Raw genomic sequence first — 14,508 nt, forward strand, 5'->3', positions numbered from 1 at the left:
ATGCCCAGCAATCTTCGAGCTACCGGTCGAAGGCCCCTGCGCCTGCGCGCGCGGGGCTTCAGCCTGGTCGAGTTGATCGTCACCGTGGCCATTGCCGCGATCCTGGCGGCCATCGCGGTGCCGTCATTTCGTTCGGTGATCAACGCCAACCGTCTGACCTCCCAGTCCAATGATCTGGTGGCCTCGCTGCAGTTGGCCCGCAGTGAAGCCATCAAGCGCAATGCCCAGGTTTCGGTATGTGGCAGCGCCGATGGTGCGACATGTGGCGGAGGCTGGGAAAGTTGGCTGACCGTGATCGAGTCCGACAGCACCGTGCTGCACGTGGGTACCTCAAAGGCGCCAGTCGAGGTCAGTTCCGATGTGGCCCGGTTCACCTTCCGTCCCGATGGCCTGTCCAGCACGGCCGTCAACAGTGCCGTCACCTTCTGTATTCCGACCGGTAGCCCGGCGGACAACCAACGTACCGTCACCCTGACATCGGCCGCACGCGTCAACAGCAGCCGGGTCGATGGTGGCGGCGCATGTCCTTGAGACGGGAGCTCCACAGATGAGAACCGCAGCAATCCCCGGGCGGATTGGCTCTTCGAAGCGTCGGCAGGCGGGCGTGAGCCTTATCGAGGTAATGGTTTCGGTCCTGGTGCTGGGCGTGGCCCTGCTGGGCATCGCTGCCATGCAGGCCACCGCATTGCGGAACGGGCAGAGTTCGCTGGAGCGCAGCCAGGTCGTCGCCTATTCCTACTCGGTCATCGATGCAATGCGGGCCAACCGGCAGGAGGCCTTGGCCGGCGCATACAACACCGGCGGCATGGAGTGCTCGGTGCCCGACGGCGGGACCCTGGCGCAGAACGATGTGAGTCGCTGGATCGAATCGCTGAAGAACGGCATGGCCGGTTCCGACGACGACGAGTCCGTCTGCGGGCAGATCGCCTGTGCGGCCGAGGTATGCACGGTCACCGTGCAATGGGATGACACCCGCGGCAGCAAGGGTAATGCGGCGGCTGACAACGCCGACAACGTGGAGGGGGGCGCCGAGCGCCAGGTGCAGACGGTGGTCAGGCTATGAGTGGCATACGTGCAATGAAGAAGATGCAGTCGCGGTCGGGGATGGCCGGCATGACGCTGATCGAGCTGATGATCTCGCTGATCATCGGCCTGGTCGTGCTCGGTGCGGTGGCAATGATCTTCCTCTCCAGCCAGCAGGCGTATCGGACCACCGATGGGCTGGGCAAGGTGCAGGAGAACATGCAGTTCGGATTCGAGATGATGGCCCGGGACATCCGCGAGGCCGGCGGCAACCCGTGCGACATCGATCTGCCGGTCGCCAATGTGGCTGACCTCGGCGGGACGAACTGGTGGAGCACCTGGTCGCAGCCGGTGCGTGGCTACGACAATGGTTCGCTGTCCGGCTCCACCGCCGGGACCGACGCGCTGCAGCTGCTGCTCGTCGGCTCGGATATCGCCAATGTAAGCGCACATGCGGGCACGACCTTCACCGTCGACAACGGCAGCAGGTTTGCGGCCAATGACGTGCTGATGGTCTGCGACACCAAGCAGCTGGCGGTGTTCCGGGCGGGTGCGACCAGCGCGACCAGCGTCAGCCATTCGAACGGTGGCAACTGCAGCAACAGCCTCAATGTGCTGCCTGCGCCGTGCAACGCGTCCGCACCTGCGTATATCTACCCGCGCAATTCCGTGATCAGCAGGCTCAATGGCGTGCGCTGGTTCGTGGCTGACAACGGTCGCGGTGGCCGTTCGTTGTTCCGCGTGCTCAATGGAGCTGCCCGCGAGGAAATGGTTGAAGGTGTCAACGACATGCAGTTGGCGTTTCTGCAGGATCCGGCGACGACCGACTACGTCGGCGCCGGCGCGGTGGCGGGTTGGCAGGACGTGACGTCGATACGGATCACTTTCACCGTCAACAGCGACAGCGCGGTGGGGACGGGCAACACGCCGTTGTCGCGCCAGCTTGAGTACGTGGTCACCCTGAGGAGTCGTGCGCAATGAACATCAACAAGCGCGTGCGCGGGTACGCGGTGCGGCAGGGGGGGGCAAGCCTGCTGGTGGTCCTGATCATCCTGATCGTCATCACCCTGATCGGGCTGGCGAGCATCCGCGGCACGCTGCTGCGCGAGCGTATGAGCGGCAACATGTATGACCGCAGCCTGGCCTTCCAGTCCGCCGAATCGGCATTGCGCGAGGCGGAGGTCGCCGTCCGGGCGGCGGTTGTGGCGGGGAGCACGATCGGCGTGGACTGCAGCAATCCGGCCACGGCGTGCCCCATTCCGCCGGCCAACACCTACAGCGGCGGCGGGGCGGGCTGGATCAACGGTACGGCCACGCAGACGCTGGCGGCGGGGCGCCCGCAGTACTACGTCCAATACCTCGGCCAACGCGAAAGCACGGACGAGCTGCAGCAGAACCAGAGCGCCAACGCCAACCAGTACGGTGGCGGTGGTGGCGTGACGCTCGAGTCGTTCTACCGCATCGTCGCCCGTAGCCATGATCCGGCCGCCGTCACGGATCGCGCGGTTGTGGTCCTGCAATCCAACATCACGGTCAAGTAAGTACCGTCGTCCTGGGACTCTGAAAGATCATGAAAACGACATCCATCGAAACAATCGTCCAGCCGCGTTCGTTGAGCAGTCGATTTGGCGCTTTCGCCATCGGCCTGTTCGCCGCCTTGTGCTCGGCCCAGGCGCCGGCCGTGGAGATCGCCCAGTCACCGATGTACGTGGGCAGCGACGTGCCAGGCAACCTGGTGCTGGTGCCGTCGGTGGAATATCCAACCCTGATCAGCCAGGCGAACATCGGCAACTACGACACGTCGCGCCGGTATTCGGGTTACTTCGATCCGGCCAAGTGCTATCTGTACAACTACAGTGCCACCGAGACGGACCGCTACTTCTATCCTGTCGGTGCGGCGGTTTCGTTCAATTGCGCCACTGCAAAGCAGTGGAGCGGCAATTACATGAACTGGGCGGCCACCCAGACCATCGACCCGTTCCGCTCCGGGCTTACCGGTGGGTACCGCGTGGTGGATACCCCGACCACGACGGTTCTGGAGAAGGCGCGCCACCACGGCTCGGGTCTGTATCCGGACCGCACCATCCCCGCGTCGTCCACCAATGCCACCCTGGTCAACAACCTGACCGGTGCGCAGTGGAACAGCCTGAAGATCCGCATCGCAGGGCTGGGCAACAAGATGCGCTTCACTTCCAGCGGCGATCTCGGTGCCACGCCGGTGCCCTACAACCCGGCGGTGCATACCCTCACCACGGGCAAGAACGGTGATGCCGGCACCGTCTATGAAGTCAGTGTGCGTGTGAAGGTCTGCGATGCGAGTGCGGGGTTGGAGAGTAATTGCGTCCAGTATTCGCAGGGCTGGAAGCCTGAAGGCCTGATCCAGGAGTATTCCAAGCGCATCCGGTACAGCATCTTCGGCTTCCTCAACGAGTCGGGGAACACCCGGAATGGCGGCGTGATGCGTGCACGCCAGAAGTTCGTCGGCCCCAACAGCTACTACCCGGAAGTCGGCACGCTGGTGAACGCGAACGCGGAATGGGATTCCACCACGGGCGTGCTGCGCCGTAATCCCGACCCGGACGATGCAAGTGCCACCGCAACCACCGGCATCCAGGACAGCGGTGTCATCAATTACCTGAACAAGTTCGGCCAGATGACGACCGCTGCACCGAAGAGCAATGACCCGGTGAGCGAGCTGTACTACGCGGCGCTGCGCTACTTCCGTGGGCAGGGCAACATCGATGCCTATACCCGGAACATCAACTACACCTATGCCGACGGTTTCCCGGTCATCACCGATTGGGACGATCCGATCCGGTACTCCTGCCAGGTGAACGCGGCGTTGGGCATCGGCGACGTGAACACCCACGAAGACCGCGATATTCCCAATACGCCGGACAAGGACTACGACCTGGCGGTCAAGTACACGCAGAAGATCTTTGACCTGGAAGGTATTACCACCAAGGCCAATGCCTCCAGTTTCAGTGGTCGTGGCAACTCGGCCTTCATCGCGGGCCTGGCGTACTACGCCAATACGAACGACATCCGTCCGGATGACCTGGCCAAGCCCAACACCACCGGGAAGCAGACGCTCTCGACCTATTGGGTGGACGTGCGCGAGAACCAGATCCTGGAGCCGAAGACCGCCAACCAGTACTGGCTCACCGCCAAGTACGGTGGCTTCGACGTGCCACTGGGTTTCGATCCGCTGACGACCAAGGCGTTGCAGGAGTCGTGGTGGCATACGAATACCGACTACCTGACCAGTGGTTCAGGTGGCGGCGTGACGAGCACCGTCAACAGCTACCCGCGCCCGGACAACTTCTACGTGGCCAGCGAGGCCGACAAGATGGTGGCCAGCCTGCGCCAGGCCTTCGAGTCGATCGCCAAGAAGGCGGAGGGCTCGGCGAGCTCGTTCGCCAGCAACTCGACGAAGCTGGATGCCGGTGCACGCACGTTCCAGGCGCAGTTCGTCACCGGCCAGAATCGTGAGTGGGCGGGGCGCCTGTATGCCTATGACGTCAATGCCACCACCGGTGCACTGACGCAGGCCTGGTCCGCCGCTGACCAGTTCCCGGTCTGGGGGCCGACCAACGCCACCACCAACGCGCGCAAGATCTTCTACAACAATGGGGGATCGCTTGCCGCGTTCCAGGGTTCCGTCAACGGCCTGTCCGCGGCGGTGGTGAACTATCTGCGCGGTGATCGTTCCGGTGAGAAGAGCAACGGCGGGACTTTCCGTAACCGCCTGAGCCTGCTGGGCGACATCGTGAATTCGCAGCCGGTGTATGTGGGCGCGCCCAACAGCCGTCTGTACATGAAGAGCACCTTTACCGGTTCCAGCAACTACGCATCGTTTGCTTCCGTCCAGGCCACGCGTACTCCGGTGGTGTATGTGGGTGCCAACGACGGCATGCTGCATGCGTTCAATGCGAGCAGTGGCAAGGAACTGTTTGCATTCGTTCCCACCGAGGGCATGGCCAAGCTCAGTGGTGCGTTGAAGTACACCGACCCGGCCTACGAGCATACCTATACGGTTGACGGTGCCATGACCGCGGCGGACTGGTATGACGGTGCGAACTGGCGTACCGCGCTGGTCGGCACCATGGGGCGTGGCGGCAAGACCGTCTTCGCGCTGGACGTGACCAACCCGGCATCGCCCACCCTGATGTGGGAAGTGAACGATGTAGCGTTGGGCAACAACCTGGGCCAGCCGATCGTTTCGCAGGTGGCTGACGGACAGTGGAAGGTGTTGCTGGGCAACGGCCCGAACAGCAGTGACGGGATCGCCAAGCTGGTGGTGATCAACATGTCCAACGGGAGCATGTCCACCATTTCCACGGCGACTGGCAGCGACAATGGCCTGTCCGGCATCAACGCCTGGTCCGCTGCAGGCAACGGCCTGGTCGATACCGTGTATGCCGGTGACCTCAAGGGCAACATGTGGCGCTTCAAGCTGTCGACGGGAACCGCCAGCCTGTTGTTTGCGGCAGGGGCCACCAAGCCCATCACGGCGGCCCCGTTGGTCGCGGTGAACCCCAAGACCCTGCAGACCTGGGTGTTCTACGGTACGGGGCGTTACCTGAATTCGGCGGACCGCGCGAACAAGAACGTGCAGACCTGGTATGGCCTGATCGACAAGGGTTCGACCATTTCCGGGGCGGGCGGCCTGAAGCAGGTGAGCGTCCTCAACGAAGGCAAGGTCGGCGGCTACGACGTGCGTGTCATCGAGCGCGTGGCCACGACGGGTGAGGACGGCTGGTACATGAACCTGCTTCCGTCCTCGGGTACTGCGGCAGGTGAGCGCATGGTGGTGCCGAACTTCTTCCAGGGCCTGACCCTGATCGGCACCACGCGCATCCCGGATTCAGCGGATGTGTGCAGCCCGACCGGCAAGGGCTATACGATGGCGATCGATCCGTTCACGGGTGGGCGCCTGTCCGGCGGCTTCTTCGATGCCAACGGCGATGGCGTGATCGACAGCAAGGACTCGCTGGATGGCGTGCCGGTATCGGGCATCGGTTACGGCAGCAGCCCGAACAATCCGATCTTCATCGGTGACAACATGTATACCAGTCTTGACGATGGCACCTACGACAAGACCAAGACCAATACCAACAACGGCAACATCAAGCGCGTTTCCTGGCGCGAACTGATCGGGAACTAAGGGAGTGAACAAGATGGTTCGTGCACAACGGGGGGCGGTGCTTGCAGGTAGGGGCCGGGCGGCGGGTTTCACGCTGGTCGAGTTGATGATCGTGGTCGCGGTGATCGCGATCCTGTCAGCCATCGTCTATCCCAACTACCGGGAGTACGTGGTCAAGGCGCGTCGTACGGCCGTGGCAGGCTGCCTGCAGCAGCATGCGCAGACGATGGAGCGTTACTACACAACCAATCTGACGTATGTCGGTGCACCGGCTCCGCGTTGTGACGCGGACTTGGCGGCGTTCTACCAGGTAGGCTTCCAGGGAGGGGATCCGACCGCGCGTGCCTACATCCTGCAGGCGGTGCCGACGTCGAGCCAGAAGGATCCCAAGTGCGGGACGTTGACGGTCAATGCGCAAGGGGTGCGCACGAAGAGCGGAACGGCGACAGTTGCTGATTGCTGGTGATGCGCCGCACGATTCCCCAAAAAGCCCGCCGGAACCGGCGGGTTTTTTTGTTGCAGGAAACGGTGCCCTTGCGTCGGGAAGCATGGCGTCCATTTCTCGCAGACGCAGGAACGATAAAGCCCGCTTTGCGGCGGGCTTTATCGTTTTCTTGATCTGGCGCCCGAAGTTGGACTCGAACCAACGACCCCCTGATTAACAGTCAAGTGCTCTAACCGGCTGAGCTATTCGGGCGGGGACGCGCATTCTACTCAGCACGGCCCGGCCGCGCAACTCCCCGTTCAGGGCGGGCAGGTTGCTCCCTCGATGATCCGTCCATTGCGGACGCGCCCACTGTTGTTGACGACCACCTGCCTGAGCAGCTGGCCTGTGGTGGTGCAGATCGAAAGGGTCAGGTTGGAGCCCGCATTGCGGCCGTCGGGGAGGTAGCGGACCCGACTCCGACCAGCGCTGCTCCTCAGGTTCAGGGTTGCTGGCGCGGGCTGTCTGCCAGTCCGGATGATGTCGGTGGGAAGGTCAGGCTGCCGGTTGCCGTCAGGATCGGTGAAGACCAGCCAGATCTCCGCCCAGTTTCGGGTTGTCGTGCACTGCTTCCCGTTCACGGAGGGGCATAGCAGGGTGGGTTTGCGCTGCCAGATCGCAGTCTGGCGGGCCAGATGCAGATGCCCCACCAGGGCATTCTGCAACGCCGTTGCCCGGGAATGACGAAGTTGCCCGCTCATTGCCGGCGCGGCGAGCGCTGCCAACAAGGAGGCCACGACAATGCATGCGAGTGTTTCGATCTGGGAAAAGCCCCTGCTGGCGGGGTGGCTGACACGTTGTTGACCCATCATGGGGCGGGGCTTCCGTGCTGATCGGGTCGTCCCATGCTGCATGGGTGTGCGTGTGCCGGGACTCGGGGGAGCTGGCCCCTGAACTTGAGGTTAGTCCCTGCCGGGTCGTCATCACGGCGCTCGCTATACTGGGCAGTCCACGCAGGCAAGGCCTCCCGATGTCCGACAGCTTCCAGCTCATATCGCCTTACGCTCCGGCCGGTGACCAGCCTGCCGCCATCGAGAAGCTGGTGGCCAATTTCGAAGCGGGCATCGCCAAGCAGACGCTGCTGGGCGTGACCGGCTCGGGCAAGACCTACACCATCGCCAACGTCGTGCAGCAGATCCAGCGGCCGACGCTGGTGATGGCGCCGAACAAGACCCTGGCCGCGCAGTTGTACGGCGAGTTCAAGGCGTTCTTCCCGCACAACGCGGTGGAGTACTTCGTCAGCTATTACGACTACTACCAGCCGGAGGCCTACGTGCCGGCCTCGGACACCTTCATCGAGAAGGACAGTTCGATCAACGAGCACATCGAGCAGATGCGCCTGGCCGCGACCAAGACGCTGCTGTCGCGACCGGACGCGATCGTGGTGGCCACCGTTTCGGCGATCTATGGCCTGGGTGCGCCCGAGGACTACCTGTCTTTGCGCCTGATCCTGTCCAAGGGCGAGCGCATCGACCAGCGTGACCTGATCAAGCATCTCACCCAGTTGCAATACACCCGCAATGAGTACGAACTGCAGCGCGGTACCTTCCGCGTGCGCGGTGAGGTGATCGACGTGTTCCCGGCCGAACTGGACAGCGAGGCGGTGCGTATCGAGCTGTTCGACGGCGAGATCGAGCAACTGAGCATGTTCGACCCGCTCACCGGGGAAAGCCTGCGCAGGATGCAGCGCTACACCATCTACCCCAAGACGCACTACGCGACCACGCGTGAGCGCGTGCTGGCGGCGATCGAGACCATCAAGGTCGAGCTGAAGGAGCGGCTGGAGCTGCTGTACGCGCAGAACAAGCTGGTCGAAGCGCAGCGCCTGGCGCAGCGCACCCAGTTCGACCTGGAGATGATGGCCGAGGTCGGCTACTGCAACGGCATCGAGAACTACTCCCGCCACCTCACCGGCAAGGCTGCCGGCGAGCCGCCGCCGACTCTGTTCGACTACCTGCCGGCCGACGCGTTGCTGGTCATCGACGAATCGCACGTCACCATTCCGCAGATCGGCGCGATGTACAAGGGCGACCGCTCGCGCAAGGAAACGCTGGTGGAGTTCGGCTTCCGCCTGCCCTCGGCGCTGGACAACCGCCCGCTGCGGTTCGAGGAATGGGAGGCGCGCTCGCCGCGCAGCATCTACGTGTCGGCCACGCCTGGCCCGTACGAGCTGCGCGAATCCGGCGAGGAGATCACCGAGCTGGTGGTGCGCCCGACCGGCCTGATCGATCCGCAGGTGGAGATCCGCCCGGTCGGCACCCAGGTCGATGACCTGATGTCCGAGTGCAATGCGCGCATCAAGATGGGCGACCGCGTGCTGGTCACCACGCTGACCAAGCGCATGGCCGAGAACCTCACCGAGTACCTGGGCGAGCACGGCATCCGGGTGCGCTACCTGCACTCGGACGTGGACACGGTGGAGCGGGTGGAGATCATCCGCGACCTTCGCTTGGGCAAGTTCGACGTGCTGGTCGGCATCAACCTGCTGCGCGAGGGCCTGGATATGCCGGAAGTATCGCTGGTGGCGATCCTGGACGCGGACAAGGAGGGCTTCCTGCGCTCGACCGGTTCGTTGATCCAGACCATCGGCCGTGCCGCCCGCAACGTGCGCGGCAAGGCGATCCTGTACGCCGACAAGATGACCCGCTCGATGCAGGCGGCCATCGACGAAACCGACCGTCGCCGGCAGAAGCAGGTGGAGTACAACGAGTTGCACGGCATCGTGCCACGCTCGGTGGCGCGGCCCATCGTGGACATCCTGGAAGGGGCGCACGAGGAGGGTTCGGCCAAGTCTAGCGTCAAGGGCAAGGGGCGTCGCGTGGCCGAGCCGGAGGCCGACTACCTGCCAATGGACCCGGGCAAACTGGCGGCGCGGATCAAGGAGCTGGAACAGAAGATGTACCAGCATGCCCGCGACCTGGAGTTCGAGGACGCGGCCCGGGTGCGCGACCAGATCCACAAGCTCAAGGAGGCCAATCTGGGCTGAGGTGGCCAGCGTGAAGATTTTTGCAGAAAACGGTTGTCCAACCGGGCCGGGTTGGTTAAGATACGCGCCCTCGCAACGGTGAATTGTTGCAGCGACGGGCGGTTAGCTCAGCGGTAGAGCACTACCTTGACATGGTAGGGGTCACAGGTTCGAACCCTGTACCGCCCACCACTCCCCGGAATCGGGTCGAGTGGACATCCAAAAAGGCCGGCCATCGGGTCGGCTTTTTTGTTGAAGCAGTACCCCGGTGCGGGCAGCACCACCGCAATGCACGCGTGTTGCGAAAGGGGCGGTTAGCTCAGCGGTAGAGCACTACCTTGACATGGTAGGGGTCACAGGTTCGAACCCTGTACCGCCCACCACTCCCCGCAGCGGGGGTGGAAACAGAAAAGCCGGCCTTGGGCCGGCTTTTTCGTGTCTGCCCTCCAGGAGGGGGTGAACCTCAGTACGGCGCCCCGGCGGTAACGATGGTCAGTACCAGTGCCACCAGCATGGCGGCCGTGAACAGCAGGGGTTTGACGCGCAGCGCGGGCGGGGGCTGCCTGCCGTCCGGCTCCGGCTCCGGCGCCATGCGTCGGATCAGACCTTCGGGGAAATGCTGGAGCACCATCGCCTCGTCGCAGGCGTCTTCGCAGGCGCCGCATTCGATGCAATGGCTGGAATGGCCATTGCGGATATCCAGCCGGATCGGGCACGCCTGCAGGCAGGCCCCGCAATCGGTGCAGTCGCCCAGGTGCTCGGGGTTGAACTTGGGCAAGGCGCCGGCAATGGCCGGATGGGCGGCACGAAACACGTAGTCGTTGGCGGTCACCGGGTCGAGCAGCCCGCGCGAGCGATGCAGCACGCTCGGGCCGCCGTGTGGGCGTGGGCCGCGCGGCTCGCCGCGCGCGGCGATGTAGCGGACGGTGGGCGTGCGTGCATCGGTGATCAGGTGCTGCACGCGGCTGTAGGGGCACAGGTGGCTGCAAACCTGTTCATGCAGGTAGACCACGTTGGCCCAGGTGGCCAATGCGTAGAAGACGATCCAGAAGCCTTCCCACATGCCCAGCGAAAAATGCGTCAGGTCATGGATCAGGCCGCCGATGGGGCTGAAGTAGCCGACGAAGCTGATGCCGGTCCACAGGGCGATGGCGGCCCACAGCACATGCCGCAGCGCCGGCCCGAAGCGGGCGGCCGGGCCATCGAAGGCGGTGAGCTGGTCGAGCGTGCGAAATACCCGGGTCAGCACGGTCTGCGGACAGACATGGCTGCACCACAGCCGGCCGCACATCACCGTGACCAGGCACAGCAATGCGGCGGCCGCGGTGACCAGCCAGAACAGGGGCAGGGCGTTCTCCGGCTGCAGGCTGTACCCGAACAGATGGAACCGCCGCGCCGACAGGTCCAGCAGCAGGATCGGCTGGCCGTCCAGCCGCAGCCACGGCAGCAGGTAGAACGCGGCCAGCAGCGCCAGCGCGACGGCCGTGCGCAGCGCGGTGCGGGCGCGCTTGCCTTGCGACAGGCTCATTCGAAGGCGCTTCCGTCGTCGGCATCCCTGCGCGGGCGCAGCAACAACGCGGTGACGGCGCTGGCCGAGGCGGTGGCCAGCCACAGCAGCAGGAAGCCGATGGTGTAGCCCAGTTCGCGGCTGATGCCGTGCTGCGGCAGGCTGATGGCGGCCAGTTTGAGGGGGTCTACCACCGAGAAGAACAGCGCAGCGGCGACCACGGCGGCGAAGAAGCTGGGCCAGAGCACCGCGCCAAGTTGCTGTGCGGCAGGGCGTAATGAAGGCGGCGCAGGGTCGATGTCGTTCATGGGTTCCGGAGAGAGGAGCGGGGCCGGTGCCGCGCGCCCGTGGGGGAGGCGGGTACGCGATGGATGGGCGCAATGACGAGGACCGCAGCCTAGAAGGCGATCGCGCCGAAGGCCTTGATCTGGATCAAGCCATGGGCCGCGGCCGGATTGATCTGGCTCAAGGCGCGGCCAGCCCGGCTGGCAGATCCTAGGCGCCATGGACACGAATCCCGTACTGCTGAACCCGCTGGGCTGGACCTTCGACCCGGAACTGCTGCGCCGGCATGATCGTCCTGGGCCGCGCTACACCTCCTATCCCACGGCGCCGCACTTCCATGACGGCTACGGCCAATCGCAGCTGCAGGCCGCCATCGCACGCAGCAACACCTCGGCGCGGCCGCTCTCGCTCTACGTGCATGTCCCGTACTGCACCAGCCCCTGCTTCTACTGCGGCTGCAACCGGGTGATCAGCCGTGACCGCAGCAAGGGCGAGCACTACGTGGACCAGGTGCTGCGCGAGGCGGACCGCGCCGCGCCGTTGTTCGACCCGGCCCGCGAAGTCATCCAGCTGCACCTCGGCGGCGGAACGCCCAACTTCCTGGAGCCGGCGCAGCTGCAGCGGTTGCTGGAAGGGCTAGGAAAACGCTTTCGTTTCAGCCCGCGCGCCGAGCGTGATTTCTCCATCGAACTGGACCCCCGTTCGGTCAGCGTGGCCGATATCGCCGGACTGGCGGCGCTGGGCTTCAACCGCGCCAGTCTTGGCGTGCAGGACTTCGATCCGGACGTGCAGCACGCCATCAACCGCGTGCAGGGCGTCGATGACACGATGGCCATCCTCCAGGCCTGCCGCGACAGCGGCATGCGCTCGGTCAACGTGGACCTGATCTACGGCCTGCCGAAGCAGACGCTGGCCGGTTTCGGGCGCACGCTCGACACCGTGATGGCCGTGCGTCCGGATCGCCTGGCGATCTATGGCTACGCGCACCTGCCGCACATGTTCAAGGCGCAGCGCCAGATCCTCGATGCCGACCTCCCCGATCCGGACCAGAAGCTGGCCCTGCTGGGATTGGCGGTGGAACGGCTGTCGGCGGCAGGCTACCAGTACATCGGCATGGATCATTTCGCCCTGCCGGAAGAGGATCTCGCGCGCGCCCAGCGGGCGGGCAGCCTGCATCGCAATTTCATGGGCTACACCACGCACGCCGACACCGACCTGCTGGGGCTCGGGGTGAGCGCCATCAGCCGCATCGACAACAGCTACAGCCAGAACCCGCGTGATCTCAAGGACTGGGAGGCGCGCCTGGAAGCGGGAGGCTTGCCGGTCTGGCGTGGCCTGGAACTGGATGCAGATGATGTGCTGCGCGCGGCGCTGATCCAGGAGCTGATGTGCCATGGCCGGGTGGACGGACGTGCATTGGGCCGTCGCCATGGCGTGGACTTTGACCGCTACTTCGCCGACGAGCTGCAGGCGCTGCGCCGCCTGGAGCAGGACGGGCTGGCCAGCTGCCGGGATGGCGTGGTGGCCGCCACGCGCCAGGGGCGCCCCCTGCTGCGCCTGATCGCGATGTGCTTTGACCGTTACCTGAAGGCGCCCCAGCAACCGGCCCGCTATTCACGCGCGATCTGATGCCGGCGCCGCCCGCCACGCCGGCCGCAATTCACAATTGCGGCCGGATCAGGCACGCTATCGCGATGCCCGGGTGGCGAAACTGGTAGACGCAAGGGACTTAAAATCCCTCAGCTGAAAGGCTATGCGGGTTCGATCCCCGCCCCGGGCACCACCTTCGTATTGTCAGGAGCGGCATGAGCGCCCGGATTACTGCTGCGGCCGAGCCGCGGATCGCCATCATTGGCCTGGGGTACGTGGGCCTGCCGCTGGCGGTGGAGTTCGGCAAGACGCTGGATGTGCTGGGCTACGACATCGATGCCGCACGCGTGGCCGAGCTGCAGGCCGGGCACGATCACACGCTGGAACTGGAAGACGATGAACTGGCCGCGGGCGTGCATGCCCGCTACACGGCCGACGCCGCCGCGCTGGCACCACGCAACGTCTACATCGTCACCGTGCCCACGCCCATCGACGCCTACGAGCAGCCTGACCTGGAGCCGATGCGGCGCGCCAGCGCGTTGATCGCCGGCGTGCTCAAGCGCGGTGACCTGGTGATCTACGAGTCCACCGTGTACCCGGGGACCACCGAGGAAGTCTGCGTGCCACTGCTGGAGCAGGGTTCGGGGCTGCGTTTCAACGAGGACTTCTACTGCGGCTACAGTCCCGAGCGGATCAACCCGGGCGACCGCCAGCGGCGTCTGCCGGACATCCGCAAGATCACCGCCGGTTCCACCCGTGAAGCGGCCGACGTGGTCGATTCGCTGTACCGGCGGATCATCACCGCCGGTACCTGGCCGGCGCCGTCGATCCGCGTGGCCGAGGCGGCCAAGGTGGTGGAGAACATCCAGCGTGACGTGAACATCGCGCTGGTCAACGAACTGGCGCTGATCTTCGACAAGCTGGAGATCGACACCCTCGATGTCCTCGAGGCGGCGGGCACCAAGTGGAACTTCCTGCCGTTCCGCCCCGGCATGGTCGGCGGACATTGCATCGGCGTGGACCCGTACTACCTGCTGCACAAGTCCGAGAGCGTGGGTTACCACCCGGACCTGATCCATACCGCGCGCCAGGTCAACAACCGCGTGGTGGCGCACGTGGTCACGCGGGTGCGGTTGCTGCTCGAAGGCAAGGGCAAGGCATTGTCCGGTGTGCGCGTGCTGGTGCTTGGCGTCACCTTCAAGGAGGACTGTCCGGACCTGCGCAACAGTCGCGCGCTGGACCTGGTGCAGATGCTGTCCGCGGCGGGTGCTTCGGTCGATGCCTTCGACCCATGGGCGGATCCGCGCGGCGCGCACGACATGGGCGGGGTGACGCTGGCCGATGAACCCGCGGCCGGCGCATATGACGCGGTGGTGCTGGCGGTGGCGCACCGGCAGTTCCGTGAACTGGATGTCGACGCCATCCGTGCCTTGGGTGTGCCGGACGTGGTGGTCTACGACGTGAAATCGGCCTGGCCCCGGCAGGCAGTGGACGACCGGTTGTAGAAT

Annotated in this window: 12 protein-coding genes and 4 tRNA genes; 12 read left to right on the plus strand and 4 right to left on the minus strand. The window is 64.8% G+C overall.

The features are described from left to right. From ATCM_RS02550 to ATCM_RS02575, 6 genes are read left to right on the plus strand one after another with little or no spacing between them, the layout of a single operon-like run. Window positions 1-531 (plus strand): GspH/FimT family pseudopilin, encoded by a 531-nt coding sequence (locus tag ATCM_RS02550; RefSeq protein ID WP_165931102.1) that lies wholly within the window; start codon window positions 1-3, stop codon window positions 529-531. A 16-nt stretch (window positions 532-547) separates the two neighbouring features. Beyond that, the gene (pilV, locus tag ATCM_RS02555) at window positions 548-1,063 is read left to right on the plus strand and encodes a type IV pilus modification protein PilV (protein ID WP_132862695.1); all 516 of its coding nucleotides are present in this window, start codon (window positions 548-550) and stop codon (window positions 1,061-1,063) included. 14 nt (window positions 1,064-1,077) lie between these two features. Beyond that, window positions 1,078-2,004, plus strand: coding sequence for a prepilin-type N-terminal cleavage/methylation domain-containing protein (locus tag ATCM_RS02560; RefSeq protein WP_165931103.1), 927 nt, complete (start codon window positions 1,078-1,080; stop codon window positions 2,002-2,004). Then, window positions 2,001-2,564: a PilX N-terminal domain-containing pilus assembly protein gene (locus ATCM_RS02565; protein ID WP_132862697.1), complete on the plus strand. Its 564-nt coding sequence runs from the start codon at window positions 2,001-2,003 to the stop codon at window positions 2,562-2,564. Before ATCM_RS02560 ends, ATCM_RS02565 begins: the two co-directional genes overlap by 4 nt. Window positions 2,565-2,593: 29 nt before the next feature. Beyond that, window positions 2,594-6,190: a PilC/PilY family type IV pilus protein gene (locus ATCM_RS02570; protein ID WP_132862698.1), complete on the plus strand. Its 3,597-nt coding sequence runs from the start codon at window positions 2,594-2,596 to the stop codon at window positions 6,188-6,190. A 13-nt stretch (window positions 6,191-6,203) separates the two neighbouring features. Beyond that, window positions 6,204-6,635 (plus strand): type IV pilin protein, encoded by a 432-nt coding sequence (locus tag ATCM_RS02575; RefSeq protein WP_132866047.1) that lies wholly within the window; start codon window positions 6,204-6,206, stop codon window positions 6,633-6,635. Between the two features lie 154 nt (window positions 6,636-6,789). On the opposite strand, the gene ATCM_RS02580 is transcribed toward ATCM_RS02575, so the two are convergent. Beyond that, window positions 6,790-6,866, minus strand: a tRNA-Asn gene (locus ATCM_RS02580). Between the two features lie 47 nt (window positions 6,867-6,913). Further along, on the minus strand, window positions 6,914-7,465 hold the full coding sequence (locus tag ATCM_RS02585; protein WP_165931104.1) for a GspH/FimT family protein: 552 nt from the start codon (window positions 7,463-7,465) through the stop codon (window positions 6,914-6,916). A 158-nt stretch (window positions 7,466-7,623) separates the two neighbouring features. Between ATCM_RS02585 and uvrB the strand changes: the two genes are divergently transcribed. From uvrB to ATCM_RS02600, 3 genes are all read left to right on the plus strand, one after another. Beyond that, a complete protein-coding gene (gene uvrB / locus ATCM_RS02590; protein ID WP_132862700.1) occupies window positions 7,624-9,639 on the plus strand; it encodes an excinuclease ABC subunit UvrB in 2,016 nt (671 codons plus the stop codon). A 96-nt stretch (window positions 9,640-9,735) separates the two neighbouring features. After that, window positions 9,736-9,810: transfer RNA gene (locus ATCM_RS02595), tRNA-Val, on the plus strand. A gap of 116 nt (window positions 9,811-9,926) precedes the next feature. After that, window positions 9,927-10,001, plus strand: a tRNA-Val gene (locus ATCM_RS02600). Window positions 10,002-10,081: 80 nt separating this feature from the next. On the opposite strand, the gene ATCM_RS02605 is transcribed toward ATCM_RS02600, so the two are convergent. Both ATCM_RS02605 and ATCM_RS02610 read right to left on the minus strand, forming a co-directional pair. After that, the gene (locus tag ATCM_RS02605) at window positions 10,082-11,146 is read right to left on the minus strand and encodes a 4Fe-4S dicluster domain-containing protein (protein ID WP_132862701.1); all 1,065 of its coding nucleotides are present in this window, start codon (window positions 11,144-11,146) and stop codon (window positions 10,082-10,084) included. Then, window positions 11,143-11,433 carry a hypothetical protein gene (locus tag ATCM_RS02610; RefSeq protein WP_132862702.1) on the minus strand — a complete coding sequence of 97 codons (291 nt, stop codon included), beginning with the start codon at window positions 11,431-11,433 and terminating at the stop codon, window positions 11,143-11,145. Before ATCM_RS02610 ends, ATCM_RS02605 begins: the two co-directional genes overlap by 4 nt. Window positions 11,434-11,629: 196 nt before the next feature. Between ATCM_RS02610 and hemN the strand changes: the two genes are divergently transcribed. The 3 genes from hemN to ATCM_RS02625 all read left to right on the plus strand — a co-directional run bounded on the left by hemN (window position 11,630) and on the right by ATCM_RS02625 (window position 14,505). Further along, window positions 11,630-13,039, plus strand: coding sequence for an oxygen-independent coproporphyrinogen III oxidase (gene hemN, locus ATCM_RS02615; RefSeq protein WP_132862703.1), 1,410 nt, complete (start codon window positions 11,630-11,632; stop codon window positions 13,037-13,039). 67 nt (window positions 13,040-13,106) lie between these two features. Further along, a tRNA-Leu gene (locus ATCM_RS02620) sits at window positions 13,107-13,193 on the plus strand. A gap of 22 nt (window positions 13,194-13,215) precedes the next feature. Beyond that, entirely contained in the window at window positions 13,216-14,505 is a 1,290-nt protein-coding gene (locus ATCM_RS02625; protein WP_132862704.1) for a nucleotide sugar dehydrogenase, read from the plus strand. Window positions 14,506-14,508 lie beyond the last annotated feature (3 nt).

The sequence above is a fragment of the Stenotrophomonas sp. ATCM1_4 genome (genome assembly GCF_004348115.1).
In the GTDB taxonomy this organism is placed as follows: Bacteria; Pseudomonadota; Gammaproteobacteria; order Xanthomonadales; family Xanthomonadaceae; genus Stenotrophomonas; species Stenotrophomonas capsici.

Coding starts and splice junctions, on each gene's coding strand:
- ATCM_RS02550 (WP_165931102.1), top strand. CDS start 1: ATGCCCAGCAATCTTCGAGCTACCGGTCGAAGGCCCCTGCGCCTGCGC.
- pilV (WP_132862695.1), top strand. CDS start 548: ATGAGAACCGCAGCAATCCCCGGGCGGATTGGCTCTTCGAAGCGTCGG.
- ATCM_RS02560 (WP_165931103.1), top strand. CDS start 1,078: ATGAAGAAGATGCAGTCGCGGTCGGGGATGGCCGGCATGACGCTGATC.
- ATCM_RS02565 (WP_132862697.1), top strand. CDS start 2,001: ATGAACATCAACAAGCGCGTGCGCGGGTACGCGGTGCGGCAGGGGGGG.
- ATCM_RS02570 (WP_132862698.1), top strand. CDS start 2,594: ATGAAAACGACATCCATCGAAACAATCGTCCAGCCGCGTTCGTTGAGC.
- ATCM_RS02575 (WP_132866047.1), top strand. CDS start 6,204: ATGGTTCGTGCACAACGGGGGGCGGTGCTTGCAGGTAGGGGCCGGGCG.
- ATCM_RS02585 (WP_165931104.1), bottom strand. CDS start 7,465: ATGATGGGTCAACAACGTGTCAGCCACCCCGCCAGCAGGGGCTTTTCC.
- uvrB (WP_132862700.1), top strand. CDS start 7,624: ATGTCCGACAGCTTCCAGCTCATATCGCCTTACGCTCCGGCCGGTGAC.
- ATCM_RS02605 (WP_132862701.1), bottom strand. CDS start 11,146: ATGAGCCTGTCGCAAGGCAAGCGCGCCCGCACCGCGCTGCGCACGGCC.
- ATCM_RS02610 (WP_132862702.1), bottom strand. CDS start 11,433: ATGAACGACATCGACCCTGCGCCGCCTTCATTACGCCCTGCCGCACAG.
- hemN (WP_132862703.1), top strand. CDS start 11,630: ATGGACACGAATCCCGTACTGCTGAACCCGCTGGGCTGGACCTTCGAC.
- ATCM_RS02625 (WP_132862704.1), top strand. CDS start 13,216: ATGAGCGCCCGGATTACTGCTGCGGCCGAGCCGCGGATCGCCATCATT.